At 64.2% G+C, this 15,132-nt stretch carries 17 protein-coding genes; 7 read left to right on the top strand and 10 right to left on the bottom strand.

Going from position 1 to position 15,132, the window contains the following annotated elements:
* Positions 1 to 12 precede the first annotated feature (12 nt).
* Entirely contained in the window at positions 13 to 1,311 is a 1,299-nt protein-coding gene (locus BM408_RS14820; protein ID WP_092130630.1) for a tetratricopeptide repeat protein, read from the bottom strand.
* 424 nt (positions 1,312 to 1,735) lie between these two features.
* On the opposite strand from BM408_RS14820, the gene BM408_RS14815 reads away from it, so the two are divergent.
* The 3 genes from BM408_RS14815 to BM408_RS14805 all read left to right on the top strand — a co-directional run bounded on the left by BM408_RS14815 (position 1,736) and on the right by BM408_RS14805 (position 5,535).
* Positions 1,736 to 2,395, top strand: coding sequence for a response regulator (locus tag BM408_RS14815; RefSeq protein WP_092130629.1), 660 nt, complete (start codon positions 1,736 to 1,738; stop codon positions 2,393 to 2,395).
* A 110-nt stretch (positions 2,396 to 2,505) separates the two neighbouring features.
* A complete protein-coding gene (locus BM408_RS14810; RefSeq protein WP_254774828.1) occupies positions 2,506 to 3,888 on the top strand; it encodes an ATP-binding protein in 1,383 nt (460 codons plus the stop codon).
* A gap of 120 nt (positions 3,889 to 4,008) precedes the next feature.
* Positions 4,009 to 5,535, top strand: coding sequence for a DegQ family serine endoprotease (locus tag BM408_RS14805; protein WP_092130627.1), 1,527 nt, complete (start codon positions 4,009 to 4,011; stop codon positions 5,533 to 5,535).
* 82 nt (positions 5,536 to 5,617) lie between these two features.
* Here the strand turns inward: BM408_RS14805 and BM408_RS14800 are convergent, their stop codons facing one another.
* The 8 genes from BM408_RS14800 to BM408_RS14765 form a co-directional block, all read right to left on the bottom strand.
* The gene (locus BM408_RS14800) at positions 5,618 to 6,277 is read right to left on the bottom strand and encodes a DsbA family protein (RefSeq protein WP_092130626.1); all 660 of its coding nucleotides are present in this window, start codon (positions 6,275 to 6,277) and stop codon (positions 5,618 to 5,620) included.
* On the bottom strand, positions 6,274 to 6,663 hold the full coding sequence (locus BM408_RS14795; protein ID WP_254774827.1) for a disulfide bond formation protein B: 390 nt from the start codon (positions 6,661 to 6,663) through the stop codon (positions 6,274 to 6,276). Before BM408_RS14795 ends, BM408_RS14800 begins: the two co-directional genes overlap by 4 nt.
* A gap of 44 nt (positions 6,664 to 6,707) precedes the next feature.
* Positions 6,708 to 7,232, bottom strand: coding sequence for a signal peptidase II (lspA, locus tag BM408_RS14790; RefSeq protein WP_092130624.1), 525 nt, complete (start codon positions 7,230 to 7,232; stop codon positions 6,708 to 6,710).
* Positions 7,233 to 7,829: 597 nt separating this feature from the next.
* Positions 7,830 to 8,495 (bottom strand): glutathione S-transferase family protein, encoded by a 666-nt coding sequence (locus tag BM408_RS14785; protein WP_092130623.1) that lies wholly within the window; start codon positions 8,493 to 8,495, stop codon positions 7,830 to 7,832.
* A gap of 70 nt (positions 8,496 to 8,565) precedes the next feature.
* Positions 8,566 to 9,345 (bottom strand): ABC transporter ATP-binding protein, encoded by a 780-nt coding sequence (locus BM408_RS14780; protein WP_092130622.1) that lies wholly within the window; start codon positions 9,343 to 9,345, stop codon positions 8,566 to 8,568.
* A complete protein-coding gene (modA, locus tag BM408_RS14775) occupies positions 9,342 to 10,091 on the bottom strand; it encodes a molybdate ABC transporter substrate-binding protein (RefSeq protein WP_092130621.1) in 750 nt (249 codons plus the stop codon). The genes BM408_RS14780 and modA overlap by 4 nt, the downstream gene beginning before the upstream one ends.
* Positions 10,092 to 10,108: 17 nt before the next feature.
* Positions 10,109 to 10,792, bottom strand: coding sequence for a molybdate ABC transporter permease subunit (modB, locus tag BM408_RS14770; protein ID WP_092130620.1), 684 nt, complete (start codon positions 10,790 to 10,792; stop codon positions 10,109 to 10,111).
* A gap of 206 nt (positions 10,793 to 10,998) precedes the next feature.
* Entirely contained in the window at positions 10,999 to 11,346 is a 348-nt protein-coding gene (locus BM408_RS14765; protein ID WP_092130619.1) for a winged helix-turn-helix domain-containing protein, read from the bottom strand.
* 106 nt (positions 11,347 to 11,452) lie between these two features.
* On the opposite strand from BM408_RS14765, the gene BM408_RS14760 reads away from it, so the two are divergent.
* Positions 11,453 to 12,049, top strand: a complete 597-nt coding sequence (locus tag BM408_RS14760) for a flavin reductase family protein (RefSeq protein ID WP_092130618.1) — start codon at positions 11,453 to 11,455, stop codon at positions 12,047 to 12,049.
* A gap of 1 nt (position 12,050) precedes the next feature.
* On the opposite strand, the gene BM408_RS14755 is transcribed toward BM408_RS14760, so the two are convergent.
* On the bottom strand, positions 12,051 to 12,626 hold the full coding sequence (locus BM408_RS14755) for a TetR/AcrR family transcriptional regulator (protein WP_175541805.1): 576 nt from the start codon (positions 12,624 to 12,626) through the stop codon (positions 12,051 to 12,053).
* A 205-nt stretch (positions 12,627 to 12,831) separates the two neighbouring features.
* Between BM408_RS14755 and BM408_RS22965 the strand changes: the two genes are divergently transcribed.
* From BM408_RS22965 to BM408_RS14745, 3 genes are read left to right on the top strand one after another with little or no spacing between them, the layout of a single operon-like run.
* Positions 12,832 to 12,972, top strand: a complete 141-nt coding sequence (locus BM408_RS22965) for a hypothetical protein (RefSeq protein ID WP_175541804.1) — start codon at positions 12,832 to 12,834, stop codon at positions 12,970 to 12,972.
* A gap of 40 nt (positions 12,973 to 13,012) precedes the next feature.
* Positions 13,013 to 13,861 (top strand): YhjD/YihY/BrkB family envelope integrity protein, encoded by an 849-nt coding sequence (locus BM408_RS14750; RefSeq protein WP_092130616.1) that lies wholly within the window; start codon positions 13,013 to 13,015, stop codon positions 13,859 to 13,861.
* Positions 13,862 to 13,870: 9 nt separating this feature from the next.
* Positions 13,871 to 15,091: a helix-turn-helix domain-containing protein gene (locus BM408_RS14745; protein ID WP_092130615.1), complete on the top strand. Its 1,221-nt coding sequence runs from the start codon at positions 13,871 to 13,873 to the stop codon at positions 15,089 to 15,091.
* Positions 15,092 to 15,132: the final 41 nt, after the last annotated feature.

Genomic DNA, 15,132 nt, shown 5'->3' with positions numbered 1-15,132 from the left:
GAACCTCAGAAGTCAGGCAGCCGGCTGGTCGCGTAACAACCACCGCACCTCGCGCGTCGGTTCACTGTCGGGGTAACGTGACTCCAGCATGGCCAGCACCGGCCGGGCCAGGTCGGCGCGGTTCATGCCCTGCGTCAGCACCCGCGCGATGAGCTCATACGCCTGCGGGATGGCGGCGTTGCCGCGAAACCGCTTGTCGAAGCTGCGCAGCATGGCCAGCGCCGCCTGGCCGTCACCGGCGCGCCAGGCGGCGCGCGCCAAAGCCAGTGTCTGCCCGGCATCCTCGAGGACAAACGCCGGCTCACGGGTCCGGCAGTCCTGCCAGGTCTTGACAGCCTCGGCCCCCAGCTCCTGCTGCAGCAACAACGCGATCAGGCGCTTTGCGTTCTCCAGCAGCGTGGGCGTCTTGGTCTCGCCAGCCATCAGCAGGACGCGGTGGTAACGCCGCAGCGCAGCAGCGTCGTTGGGCCGCGCGCGCTGGTCTTCGTAAGCGATATTGAGCGCCGCGGGGATATCGCCTTCGGTCACGAACTCGGCGACCAGCGCGTCGGTTTCCTGGCGCGCAATCTGTTCGGGGCTGCGGCGCTCAGCCGGCGCGTCGTCCGCACCGGCGCCGGGCAGCAGGTCGATGTCGAGCGCCTCATGGTGCTGGTACATCACATAGCCCAGCAGGCTGGCCATGACCCATCCGAAATAGATGAAAGCAAAATTAAACAGCGGCGCCAGCAGCCAGAGGCTGACCAGGGGCAACAACAGCCCCAGCGCAACCTGCGCACCGGTGCTCAACAAAAACAGGAACAGGCACAGCGCAAGATAAGGCGCACCGATGACACGCACGACACGCCAGATCGCGGCCGGATTGAGCGAGGCCATTGCGCTGCCCGACTGCACCAGGACAATGACGGTCGCCGGAAGCATGAACGAAATGACAAACGTCACGACAGCGGCCAGCTTGCCACTGACCGACGCCACCAGGCCCAAAACCACGGACTGCACCACGAAGACACCGAACAGCTTCCAGGGAAGGCTGCTCCACTCATCATCAAGATGCCGCGGAAAGTCGCTGACGCGAGCGATGCCGCGCGAACCAAGCACGGCGACCTTGAAACCGTAGCGGCTTGCGGCCAGCACGATGCCGAGCTCGACAATAATCCACATGAACGCCGACGGGAGGAAAAAGAGTACCCCTGGCAAAAGGCTGCAAAACGCCAAAAACAGCCCATAGGCCAAAGGCGTGACCTGAAACGGGAACGCGAAAAATTTGTTGAGGCGGTGCCAGAACGGCTTGACCGCGGGTTTGCCGGCCGCCATGTTTAAAAAGCGCCGCAGGTGTATGTTGTACCGAAGCGCCTCACCTGCATGAACTCTCCCATCTCAACTCCCCCGTTGTTGTGCGGTGATTCTAGTGTGCGGGGCTGTTTCAGGGCTGCAGACAAAACGCCACCGCCTTGTGGACATCGTGGTTTAAGACCCCCCTAAGCCCGCCGCCGCATAATCTTCGAAAGAGCCAAGCCTCCTTACCTCTGACGAAAGAGGCGTGCGTTTATTAGCCAGCAAACCCAAACCAGCCGAAGCCGCGGCCTCCACTGATGAAATACCGTCATCGCTTGTCGCACTCCCAGAACCCTTCAACCCAGCATGAGCCCCGGAACCGGCTTTGCCGGGCCGCAGGACGGGCGGCCCCCTCGGGGGACAGGGAGCTACACGCAGTGAGCGACCGTGGGGGCTCCATCTAATGCGTTTATTGCTGGTTGAAGACGACGCCATGATCGGCGAGACCGTGCTGCAGGTGCTGCGCTCGGAGCACTATGCCGTCGACTGGGTGCGTGACGGCCGCATGGCCGACGAGGCGCTGCGAACCGAACAATACGACCTGGTGCTGCTGGACCTGGGCCTGCCCAAGCGCGACGGCCTGGAAGTGCTGCGCGCCCTGCGCGCGCGCCGCAACACCACCCCGGTGATGGTGGCTACGGCGCGTGACGCGGTGGGCGACCGCATCGCCGGGCTGGACGCCGGCGCCGATGACTACGTCGTCAAACCCTATGACACCGATGAGCTGCTGGCCCGCATACGCGCGCTGATACGCCGCAGCGCCGGCCGGGCCGAACCGGCGTTTGAACACAAGGGCGTGAGCCTGAACCCGGCCACGCGCGAGGCAAGCCTCAATGGCCAGCCGGTATCACTCTCAGCGCGCGAATGGGCGGTGCTCGAACCCCTGCTGGCGCGCCCGGGCGTGGTGCTATCTCGCGCGCAGCTTGAAGAAAAGCTCTTCAGCTGGAAAGACGAAGTCAGCAGCAATGCGGTGGAGGTCTACATCCACGGCGTGCGCAAGAAGCTGGGCAACGACATCATCCAGACTGTCCGTGGCTTAGGCTATCTGGTGCCCAAGCAATGAGCCGCCCAACAGAGCAACACACCAACCAAGCAGGAGCCGCGGAACCGGCTTTGCCGGGCCGCAGGCGGAGCGCCCCCTCGGGGGGCAGCGAACCACACGCAGTGGGGAGCGTGGGGGCTCAATCTGCGGCCACCCATTCCTTGCGGGGGCGCCTGCTCTGGTTTGTGCTGGTCGCCATCTTCCTGGCCGCACTGTTGCAAGCCGCCACCGCCTACCGCGGCGCGCTGCAGCAGGCCGACGCGATGTTCGACGAGCACCTGCAGCAGATGGCGCGTTCGCTGCGCAGCGGCGTTCCGCTCAATTCACCGCTGGACGAAGCCGACAGCGACGACCGTTTTGAGGTTTATGTGCAGATCTGGGGCCAGGACGGCACGCAGATTTTCCGCTCGACCCGCTCGGCCTTGCCGCCGCGCGCGGTGCTGGGTTTTTCAGACGTAGAGGCCCACGGCAACCGCTACCGCGTCTACACCCTGCAGACGGCGCTGCAAACAGTGCAGATCGCGCAGGACCTGGACGCGCGCTCGGCCCGCGCCCGCGCGCTGGCGCTGCGCGCCGTGTTGCCCTTTGCCTTTTTGACGCCGCTGCTGATGCTGGCGGTGTGGTGGGTCATCAGCCGCTCGCTGGCGCCGATTGAGCGCGCCCGCCGCCAGGTGGCCGGCCGCCGGGCCGATGATTTGTCACCATTGGCCGACGCCGGGCTGCCCGACGAGGTGCGCCCGCTGGTGGACGAACTCAACCTGCTTTTTGGCCGCGTGCGGGCCGCCTTTGAGGCGCAGCGGCATTTTGTGGCCGACGCCGCGCACGAGCTGCGCTCACCACTGACGGCGCTCAAGCTGCAGGCGCAGGCCCTGCGCCGCCATGGCGACGCACCGGCCGACCATGAAGCCGGCATTGCGCGGCTCAACCAGGGCATAGATCGCGCCATACGACTGGTTGAGCAACTGCTGGTGCTGGCGCGCGAGGAAGCCGCCGGGCCGCCGGATGGCGCCGCAGGCGCCGCGGCTGCCGCGCCGGTAAACCTGCAAGACGTCGTCAAGCTGGCCGTGTCCGATGTGCTGCCGCATGCGCACCACAAGGAGATCGACCTGGGCGTAGCTGGCGAGCTACCGGCGCAGGCAGTTGAGGTCGGCGGCCAAAGCGAAGCGCTGCGCATCCTGTTGCGCAACCTGCTGGATAACGCCGTCAAATACACGCCGCCCGCAGGCCGGGTCGACGTGTCGCTGGCCATGCAAGACGGCGCGCCGGTACTGGCAGTGGAAGACAGCGGCCCGGGCATCCAGCCCGGCGACCGCGAACGCGTGTTCGACCGCTTCTACCGCGCCGGCAAAGAAGGCGCGCCCGGCGAGGCCACCGAGACCGGCAGCGGCCTGGGGCTGGCCATCGTCAAGGCGATTGCCGAGCGGCACGGCGCGGAGCTGCAACTGGGCACGTCAGAGCGCCTGGGCGGGCTGAGGGCGCAAGTCCGGTTTCCCGCCGCCACGCCTGGCGTGTGAGTTTTCTGGCCCCGTTGCCGGTCCGGCCTTCTGATTCGGGTTTAAGCCCGGCCTAAGACAGCATCCTCATAGTTGTGGGTAACGGCACCACTGGTGTGCCCCAACCCAAGGAAGCAACTCATGAAATTCGCTGCACTGAAAAATACCCAGTTGGTTCTTGCCCTGCTGGCCGCGGGCGCCGTCGGCGGCGCGGGTGTCAGCGCGTTCAATGCCGCGCACTCCATCGCCACGGCCGCCTCGCCTGCGGCCATCAGCGCCAACGCGGGCACCCTGGCCCCCATGGCCAGCGTGCCGGTCGCCCTGCCCGACTTCTCCCAGATCACCGAACGCTACGGCCCGGCCGTCGTCAACATCAGCGTGACCGGCACGACCAAGGTGCGCAATGACTCGCCCGTGGCCCAGGGCGACGAGGACGACAACGACGACACACCGTCGGGCGACCCCTTCTTCGAATTCTTCAAGCGCTTCCAGCAAGGCCAGGGCCGCCAAGGCGGGCGCGGCGGCAGCGTGCAAGAAATGCCCACACGCGGCCAGGGCTCCGGCTTTATCGTCAGCCCCGACGGCATCATCCTGACCAACGCCCATGTGGTGCGCGATGCCAAGGAAGTCACCGTCAAGCTGACCGACCGGCGTGAATACCGCGCCAAGGTGCTGGGCGCCGACCCGAAAACCGATGTCGCCGTGCTGCGCATAGACGCCAAAAACCTGCCCGTGGTCACGCTGGGCAAGGTCAGCGAGCTGAAAGTCGGCGAATGGGTGCTGGCCATCGGCTCACCCTTCGGTTTTGAAAACACCGTGACCGCCGGCGTTGTGAGCGCCAAAGGCCGCTCGCTGCCCGACGACAGCGCCGTGCCCTTCATCCAGACCGACGTGGCCGTGAACCCCGGCAACTCGGGCGGCCCGCTCTTTAACACCCGCGGCGAAGTGGTCGGCATCAACTCGCAGATCTACACCCGCAGCGGCGGCTACCAGGGCGTCTCCTTCGCCATCCCGATCGATGTGGCGGCCCGCATCAAGAACCAGCTGGTCGCCACCGGCAAGGTCGAGCACGCACGCCTGGGCGTGGCGGTGCAAGAGGTCAACCAGGCCTTTGCCGATTCCTTCAAGCTCGACAAGCCCGAAGGCGCGCTGGTCTCCATGGTGGAAAAAGGCGGCCCCGGCGAAAAGGCCGGCCTGCAGTCCGGCGACGTGATCCGCAGCGTGAACGGCCAGCCCATCGTCTCTTCAGGCGACCTGCCCGCCATCATCGGCCTGGCAACGCCCGGCGACAGCATCAAGCTGAACGTGTGGCGTCAGGGCGCGGCCAAAGAGCTGACGGCCAAACTCGGCAGCGCCGACGAGAAATCGAATCAGGCCGCCGCCAAAAAAGACACCCCCAACCAGGGCAAGCTGGGCCTGGCCCTGCGCCCGCTGCAGCCCGATGAAAAACAGGAAGCCGGCGTCGACACCGGCCTGCTGGTGCAACAAGCCACCGGCCCGGCGGCCCTTGCAGGTGTGCAGGCGGGTGACGTGCTGCTGTCCATCAATGGCGTGCCGGTGAAAAACATCGACCAGGTGCGGGCCACCGTGGCCAAGGCGGAAAAGTCTGTGGCGCTGCTGATTCAGCGTGGGGACAGCAAGATTTTTGTGCCGGTGAATCTGGGTTAAGTGAGGCGCCGCGCGGCAGAAGAAGCCCGCTGCGGCTGATCGCCGCGGCGGGCAAGGTTGTTCGGCACGCATTGCCTAGCCTCTATTGAGGATACGCACGCTTGACCTCCTCATCCACCATGGCCTTGAGTGGCTCATGACCGAAGGTCGTCAGTGGCCGCCCGTTGACAAAAAAACCCGGCGTCCTGGTCACTTGCAGTGTGGCTGCATCCGCCATGTCCTGGTCAAGCACCGCCCGGGCTTCCAACGAACCGGTGTCCTGTCTGGCCTTCGCGGCATCCAGGCTGGTTCCCTTCAAGAAGGCCCAGATTCTTCCCGGGTTGGGGTTGTCATGCGCGGCCCAGGCATCCTGGGAATTCAGCACCACCTCCGTCACCGGGAAAAACAGGTTCTGCCTGTGCGCGGCAATGAGGATTCTGGCGGCCTCATCAGAGCCTTTGTGGAATGGCACAAGGCGCACCACCAACTGCACCTTCCCTGGGTAGCCATCGACGATCCGCTTGACCAGAGGATAGAAAGCCCGGCAGGTTTCGCAAGCCGGATCAAAGAACTCAACGATACGGACCTTGGCCTCCGGTGCGCCGTAAATGGGCGCGTGCGAGCGGTTGAAAACCGAGTTGTTCTCTTGCGCAAGACGGGCGACCGCCTCGTTTTTTTTGTTGAGGTGGCCGTATACGCCAAACGAGAATCCGAGCAGAACGACGATCCCGCACAGGATGATGATGAGTTTCTTGTTGTTCATTTTTGGGAGTCTTTCTTCGCTGCCAGCAGAAGCAGCACGATGAGGGAAAAAGCCATCAGCGACAAAAGCGGGATGGTGATGAAACCGGCCAGCTCCAGCTTTTGCGCCGAGCAGGACACACCTTTGCCGCAAGGCTGCATGGCCGGCAGAATGAAGCCGCCGTAGAGAAGGCAGTGGTAGAAAGCAATCAGCCAACCTGCGCAGGCCAGAGGCAAGGCGTACTTCACACTGCTGGCGTCTTGCGTATAGGCGCCCGCGCCGAGGATGAGGACCAGCGGAAACATGGCAACACGCTGGTACCAGCAGAGCACGCAGGGCTCAAACGCCATGATCTCGCTGAAAAACAGCGCGCCGGACGTGGAGACAAGCGCTATCAGCCAGCTCACGGTCAATAACTTCCATTGCCGCTCTGAAGCAAGAGGTACGGCCGTCACGCCAGGTCCTCCGCCGGCCTGTGCTTCCATGCTGCAAAAAGCAGGAGTGCCGCGCCGCAGACAATGCCCACGTCTGCGAAGTTAAAAGCCGGCCAATGCCAGCCGCGCACATGCAAGCCCAGAAAGTCAACAACGTAGCCGCGCAACGCCCGGTCCAGGCCATTGCTCAGGGCGCCTCCGAGAATCAACGCATACCCCGACAACTCGGGCTCGGGAGGCGGCTTTCGCAGCATGAAGATCAGCCAGGCCGAAACAACCAGCGCAACACCGCCAAAGAAGAAGCGCTGCCAGCCTCCCGCGTCCGCCAGGAAGCTGAAGGCCGCGCCGTAGTTCCAGACGTGCACCAGGTTGAAGTTGCCCGTGACGGGCTGGCTCCACGCGTACGGCGTGTATTCATGCACCCAGTACTTGGCAGCCTGGTCCGCCAGAAAAAGTATCAAGGCAATCAAATAGCCCGCAAGGCGCGGGCCGGCGATGCTGTGGCTAAGGCCATCAGCGGGAGGCGGGTTGGGATGGGACATTGTTCAAGCTCGAAAATTCATGAATTCCAGCCCCGGCAAGGTGCAGGGCCAGCGTGGGGCACGCCTGAAACCAGGCGCACCGGGCACGGAATTACAGAATGGGAGGCTTGAAGCTTTGCGCGCGTTCGGCGCTGAAGTAGCCGGACGCTACAGAGGGGGAAAAGAGACGGGTTGCGGTGTGGTTCGGGGCCGACATTTGGCCTTCAGCCATGACCGCCTGATGGCATGCCTGGCACATGTTGCACAGGCCACAAGGCTGGCCTGAATTGCAACCGGCCGGCGCACCCGGGCTGGCTGCTTCAGCGTGCGAAAAACACGCGGCCGCGTGATCCGCGTTCTCCAGGACGACACTCGAACTCCCGCTCATTTCCACAGACTGTATATGCGCAGACGGCGCAGCCGACTTCGGCATGCCCGAAAAGGCAGGCTGAAAAACGGTCACAGCGAGAAGTAGTAGGAAGATAAAGCGGCGCATTGCAAACGCCCGGCGGGAAAAGTTATCAGGCCTGTCCGGCGGGCCGGTTCAGTTTAACCCAGGCGGTTTTCCCGGAATTGGCAGCCTGCAGCAGACCTGCGCCGGCCCAGAGCCAAGCCTCTTCAGCCGGCCAGCGGCTTGCCGTTGAACACCGCCAACTGCGCAGCAAAAGCCCGCTGATATGCAGGCCGCGCTTCCCCTCGGGCGACATAGGCAGACAGGTCCGGATACTTCTCCAGCAAACCCGAGCTGCCAAGCCTGCGCAGCACCGTCACCATCAGCAGGTCACCGGCGCTGAACGCACCGTCCAGCCAGTTGGCATCACCCAGCCGGCTGGAGAGCTCGCCCAGCCGTGCATGGACGTGACTTTCGAGAACCGGCAGACGATCCGCGTACCAGGGTTTGTCTTGCTCAAACAGCCTGGCCATGGAGTACTCAATGATGGGTGGCTCCACCGTGTTGAGCGCGGCAAACATCCACGCGATAGCGCGTGCGCGGGCATTCGCGTCGCTGGGCAGCAAGCCTTGATGACGCTCGGCGATATGGAGGATGATCGCCCCCGACTCAAACAGCGCAAGTCCGCCTTCTTCATAGGTCGGGATTTGCCCGAAAGGGTGAAGCGCCCGGTGCGCGGGCTCTTTCATCGCCGCGAACGACACCAGGCGAACCTCGTAAGCCTGGCCCGCCTCTTCCAGCGCCCAGCGAACGCGCATGTCGCGCGCCAGCCCCCTGCCGCGGTCGGGTGAGCGTTCAAAGGCGGTGATAACAGGGGGTTTCGGGAGAGTCATGGTGATTTTTCTTCCTCTTGTGCAGAGTCCAGATCCACTCCCGTTGCAGACGCTACAGCGGGGCCGACGCTTATGGTACGGCGCCCAGCAGGAGCCGCCGTAACTTCTGGCGAAGCGGCGTTTCGGCCACGGTTTCCACGCCCAGCTCCGCGCGGGTGAATTCGCGGCTCTCGGAGGTGCGCAGGTTGACTTCCTTCTCAATCTGCCCGCGCTGGTAAACAAACGCGACATCCGCCAGCTCGAGCACATCTTCCACATCGTGCGTGATCATCAGGGCCGGAATGCCCCATTGGCGCCTGACCTCCGCCAGCTCTGTGCGCAGCGACTGCCGCAGCATCGGGTTGAGCGAGGCGAAGGGCTCGTCCAGCAGCAGGATCTGCGGCTCGCAGGCCAGGGCACGGGCCAAAGCAACACGCTGCTGCTGGCCGCCTGAGAGCGTTGCGGGCCGGCTGTCTGCCATGGCGACCAGGTCAAAACGCCCCAGCAGCGATTGCACCCGGGCGCGGTCCTGCTCCGCCATCCCGCGGCGCCAGGTCGTCAAGCCGAAGCCGATGTTGTCGCGGACTGACAGATGCGGAAAGAGCGCGTAGTTTTGAAACAGGTAGCCGATACGCCGCTGCGACGACGGCATGTGGATGCCCGCTGCCGAGTCGTAGAGCGTTCGGCCGTCTATCTTGATATGCCCCTTGGCGGGATGAAGCAAGCCCGCGATGGCCTGCAAAGTCAGTGTCTTGCCGGACCCCGAAGGCCCATACAGGGCGGCAAACGGGGCGTCCGTCGAAAAGGTGACGGAAAGGTCGAAGCGCCGCCGCCCGTCGGTGACTGACAACTGCAGGTCGACGTCAATCACGGCTTGCCAAAACCATACTTCGTCAACACTTGCTGGGCAGCGTCGGTCGACAGGAAGCTGACGAAATCCCTGGCGAGGGCCTTTTGTTTGCTGTCCGCCACAACGGCCACGGGGTAAGACACTGGCGTATTGCCTTCAGGCGACAACACGATCTTGACCTTGTCTGCCATCACGGCGGCGTCGGTGCGGTACACAAAACCGGCCTCGACTTCGCCGCGGCCCACATAGTCCAAAACCTGGCGAACGCTGTCGGCCTGCACAAACTTCGGCTCCAGTGCGGTCCACAGATTGGCGGCATCCAGCGCCTGTTTGGTGTAGCGGCCGACCGGCACCGTGGCGACCTTGCCGACGGCAATCTTTTTGACTGCGGGGCCCGAGAGGTCTTGCAGGCTCTTGACACCCACGCCGTCTTTGGCCGGCTCGATGAGTACCAGGCTGTTGGTGGCGAAGTTTTTGCGCGTGTCCGCGTCGATCAGTTTCTGGTCGGCGCCGCGCGTCATGGTTTCCTGGTCTGCGCTGGCAAATACGTCGACCGGCGCACCCTGGCTGATTTGCTGCAGCAACACGCCCGATGCGGCAAAGTTAAAGCGCACGGTGGCACCCGGCTTGCCGGCTTCAAACCTGGGCCCCAACTCCTTGAAGGCGTCGGTCAGGCTGGCCGCGGCGGACACGGTGATCTGCTGGGCCGCAGCAGCGAAGGGCAATGCCAGCGCGATGATGAGCGAGAGGAGCCGGGACGCACGCATGGTTCAAATCCTTGGAGTTAACGTAAAGAGAAAAACCGGTTCGACAGAACCAGCACGGTAATAGAGATCAGGGATGTCACGATGACCAGCATCAGCGCAACGTCGTCATTGCCGGCCTGCACCGAGTCGTAGATCGCCATGGACAGGGTTTGTGTCTGTTTTGGAATCGAGCCGGCGACCATCAGCGAAGCGCCGAACTCACCCATGGCGCGGGCGAAAGCGAGCAAGGTTCCCGCCAGGATGCCCGGCCAGGCCAGCGGCAATGTCACCCGCAGAAAGACAGACATTGGTGACTGGCGCAGCGTGCTCGCCGCCGCCTCCAGCGAACGGTCAACCCCATTGAACGCCGCGCTGGCCGATTTGAGCACCAGCGGCAGCGCCACCAGGGCCGATGCGACCACGGCGCCGTGCCAGCTGAAAATAATGGTGTAGTCCAGGTGTTCGCGCAGCCAGGCGCCTATCGGACTACGCCTGCCCGCAAGGACGAGGATGCCGTAGCCCAGCACCGTGGGAGGCAAAACCAAAGGCAGCATGAACACTGCCTCCAGCACGGTATGGCCGGGGAAACGCTTGCGCGCAAACACCCAGCCCAGCGCCACCCCGACGATCAACGCCAGCACCGTGGCAACCGCGGAGACCTTGAGCGAAAGCCCCAGCGGAAACCAGTCGGTCGAGGCGATCAATGAAGTCGTTGTGTCCATACGTATACGTCGGAATTGTCGCATAGAGCCACGAACCCATACCTGCTGCGGGTTCTTGCTTCAGGGTAAACCCGGATTTTCTATGGAGAACCCGGAAAACCTGCTCCCGGGCTCTTTATATATATAAAGACATAGCGCAGAAGGATCGCCCCACCAGCTATACGGTGGCGAGCAGGCTTGTGCTTAGCCCGTTGTGTTGGCGGTATTCAGGGGGCGAGCAGCCGCGTCAGCGCGGCAATGTCTGCAGTGGCGGCCACGCGCGCGGTGTTCTCGACTGCACGGTAATGCTTGACCAGTTGCTCTCCAACCGGTGTCAAGGCTGTGCCGCCGCCATGCGATCCACCGGCAATCGTGGTGACGGCCGGGGAGCTGAGCGCCTTGTTGGTTTCGTCGATCAACACCCAGGCCCGCCGGTAGGACATGCCGATTTGCCTGGCTGCGGCCGATATCGAGCCGGTCTCGGCAATGGCCTCAAGCAATGCGACCTTTCCCGGGCCGATGGCGATGCTGTCGTCCCGGTAAATACGCAGGCGAAACTGTACTTTGGGCTTCATGCCCGGGATTGTGCAGGATCAAGGCCGAACTATCAAAATAACAGGGTCCCGGCGAGCGCGCCTTCCGCGTCGACCGGCTTGCAAGTTCAATCCAGAAAGAAACCACATGTCCCATTTCAAGGAAGTTACCCTCGCACACGCCAGCCGCCTGATCAACCACGGGCCGACGGTGCTGGTGACCAGCGCGCACGGCAAGGCGCGCAATGTGATGGCTGCCGCCTGGTCGATGCCGGTGGAGTTCACCCCGCCGCGCATTGCCATCGTGATCGACAAAAAAACCTACACGCGTGAACTCATCGCCGCCAGCGGCGGGTTCGGGGTGTGCATCCCCTGCACCACATTGGCGGGCCTGACGCATGCAGTGGGGAGCGAGTCAGGCCGCACGGTCGACAAGTTTGCGCACTACGGCCTGAACGCCCGCACCGGGCCGGTGCTGGGCATGCCCTTGCTGGAAGAGGGCTGCGCGGCCTGGCTGGAGTGCCGGCTGATTAGTGAGCCGCATACCGAGGACGCCTACGACACCTGCTTCGCAGAAGTGGTGGCCGCAGCCGCCGACGAGCGTGTGTTCCGGCAGGGGCGCTGGCATTTCAGTGATGACAACACAGACCTGCAGACGATCCACCACCTGGGCGGCGGAAATTTCGTCAGGCCCAGCGGGATGTTTTATGCGGGTGATGGGGCGACGGCGCAGCGGCCGGCCTGATTCAGGCGGCCAGCGGGGATTCCTCGCTGCACAGGCTTAAAAGCAGCTCAAGCATCTCGGCCTGCCGCGTTTCATCCAGTGCATAGCACCCGAACACCTGGGAGCACCAGAGACCGTCTGCTGCCAGTCTGCACAAGAGCCGCCTGTTGGCGCTGTCGCGCCCGCTTCCATCGCCTACCAATGCCGCGGCACAAGCCTCTCGCCATCGGGCCGCGTATGGGGGCCAGTTGAGCCCAAGCAACATCAGCGCGCGTTGCGTTGGCGTATCGCCCATGCCATTGAAGGTGAGCCGGACATAAGCGCGCGCCTGGCCGCCAGGCAAATCTTCTTCGGCTTCGATGGCTTCTTGCAGTTGCCCCTCAAAGTCCTGAAAAAGACAGTCAAACAGCGTATCCAGCAGCGCTTGCCTGCTGCTGAAATGGCCCTGCAGGTCTTCTGGCGAAACCTGGGCACGGACTGCGACGGCGGCCAGTGTCACCGCCTGCGGACCTTCTTCGATGACGAACTGCAAGGCTGCGTCGAGCACGCTGTGGCGTACCAGTTCGGGCTGCTTTGCAAGTAGGTGGGCGGTGGGCAAATGCATCTTCCGTATTGATTTTTTTTATTCTATCGATGGCTTCCCAGCCCAAGGGCTATGCCCTTCTATGAATCCAGGGGCTTTCAACGCAGTGGTGGTGTCAAGGGCAAAGTTGTGCGCAAGTCGCCCCGTCAAGCGTCGGTTTCAACCCACATCTGTCGATCAACTGCGCGAATACGCCGGGCAAAGCTTTACCATTGCGGCCATGAAAACAACCTACATCCTCGGCGCCATCCTGGCTTGCAGCATCATCGGCACATTGGTCGGCGCCCGCTCGGTCAAGACCGGACTTCTGGTGACATCGGGACTGCTGTCCCTTTACGGTCTGTTTCGCCTTCTGGGCTAAACGTCGAGCGCCCTGACCGGGGCGCACATCCATTCATTCCATGGCAAACACTTCAAGCCGAAACCAGGGCAACCTGATCACCCGCCTCTTGCGGCGCGGCCGGGAAGAACGCCTGGCCCAGGCGGCCGGCGGCCTCACCTTCACGATGGTGATGTCCATGGTGCCTATGCTGGCGGTGAGCTTCGCGCTGTTTGCACGAACGCCGGCCTTGCATGCCACCGGTGACACGATTCGCGAGCACCTGCTGCGCGGCTTATTGCCGGCGGACATCGCCAAGACGGTGCTCAAGCACCTGGCGCAGTTCGCGGGCAATGCCGGCGGCCTGACACTGGTGGGCTTTGCGGTGCTGCTGGTGTCGGCCCTGTCGCTGCTGCTGAGCATGGAGAACACGCTGAACCGCATCTGGCAGGTCAAAAAACCGCGCCCGGTGCTGCGCCGACTGGCGCTTTACGCCGGCATGCTGCTCACCGGCCCGGTGCTCATAGGCGCCAGCCTGTGGGCCGCGTCATACCTGGTGGCGGCCTCCGGCGGGCTGATGGGTGCGCGGCCTGCCTGGGTGCCGCATGCCATTAACCTGGGGCCCGCCATTCTGAGTGCCATCGGCTTCGCCTGCCTGTTCCGTTTTGTGCCCAACACCGTTGTGCGATGGCGTCATGCCATCGTGGGAGGCGTACTTGCCGGCATGGCATTCGAGCTGGGCAAATACGGGTTTGCGATCTACCTGGCCAACGTGCCCACTTACCGCACCATCTATGGCGCCTTCGCGCCTTTGCTGGCTTTCCTGGTGTGGGTGTATTACTCGTGGCTGGTCACGCTGGCCGCAGCGCTGTTCAGCGCAAGCCTGCCGCGCGGCGGTTCGCAGCCGGCGCGGCGGCTGTCACGGGCCTGAGCTTTCGCCATGGATTCACTGATCGCCGCTTCCGCCCGTGCGCTGGCTGCGGGCGATGCGCTGGGCGCCCTTAAACGCGTCGCGCTGCGCGACGACCCACCGGCACTGGCCCTGCGCGGCATCGCGATGGCGCAGCTCGGTGAACACCCGCGCGCCCGTGAACTGCTCAAGCGCGCCGCCCGCGGCTTTGGCGCCCATGAAGAGCTGGCGCGTGCGCGCTGCGTGGTGGCCGAGGCCGAGGTGGCGATGGCCATGCGCGACTTTGCCGGCTCACCACGCGCGCTGGCGGCAGCGGCTACCACGCTGGAGGCGCATGCCGATACGGCCAACGCGCTGCAGGCGTGGCTGATCACCGCGCGCCGATTGTTGCTACTGGGCCGGCTTGACGAGGCGGCAGCGGCGCTGGCGAAGCTGGACGCACGCGGCCTGCCGCCTTCGCTGCGCGCCGTGGCAGAACTCACTGCGGCTGAACTTGCCTTGCGGTCTTTGCGGGTGGGCGAAGCACGCATGGCACTGGCGCGCGCGCATGCGGCGGCCGAGCGCGCACAGGTGCCGGCGCTGATGGCCGAAGTCACCGAAGCGCGCGCTGCCATCGACAACCCCGCCGCCCGGCGACTCACGGCCGACGGTGAACAGGCGCTGCGCCTTGACGAGGTCTCGGCGCTCCTGGCTTCGGACGCGCTGGTCATCGACGCCTGCCGCCGCGGCCTGGGTGCAGGCGACCAATGGCGGCCGCTGGCGCGCCGGCCTGTGTTGTTTACGCTGGCGCGTTCACTCGCTGAAGCCTGGCCTGGCGATATCAGCCGGGAAGCCTTGATCGAATCCGCCTTTCGCACCCGGCGCCCTGACGAAACGCATAGGGCGCGCCTGAGGGTGGAGATAGGCCGCCTGCGCGCGCTGGTCAAAACACTCGCCACCATCGAAGCCACCGAACGCGGTTTTATCCTGAAACCGCGGGCCGGGCGAGATGTGGCCGTGCTGGCGCCGCCCATTGATGGTGAGCAGGCTTCGCTGGTGGCGCTGCTGTCAGACGGCGCGGCCTGGTCTACCTCCGCCCTGGCGCTGGCCCTGGGAGCGAGCCAGCGCACCGTGCAGCGGGCGCTGGCCGATCTTGAGGATTACGGAAGGGTGCGCTCCATAGGCCGCGCACGGGCGCAGCGCTGGCTGGCGCCGCCGCTGGCCGGATTCACGACGATCTTGTTACTCCCCGCTTCGCTGCCGATTGGATAGAGTTGACTCCATCGCACCAACGAACGGTGCAACACAAGGAG

Origin of the sequence: Polaromonas sp. YR568, assembly GCF_900116715.1 — a bacterium.
Taxonomy (GTDB): Bacteria; Pseudomonadota; Gammaproteobacteria; order Burkholderiales; family Burkholderiaceae_C; genus Polaromonas.
The sequence above is the reverse complement of the archived record's forward strand: the minus strand, read 5'-3'. Positions and strand labels throughout refer to the sequence as shown.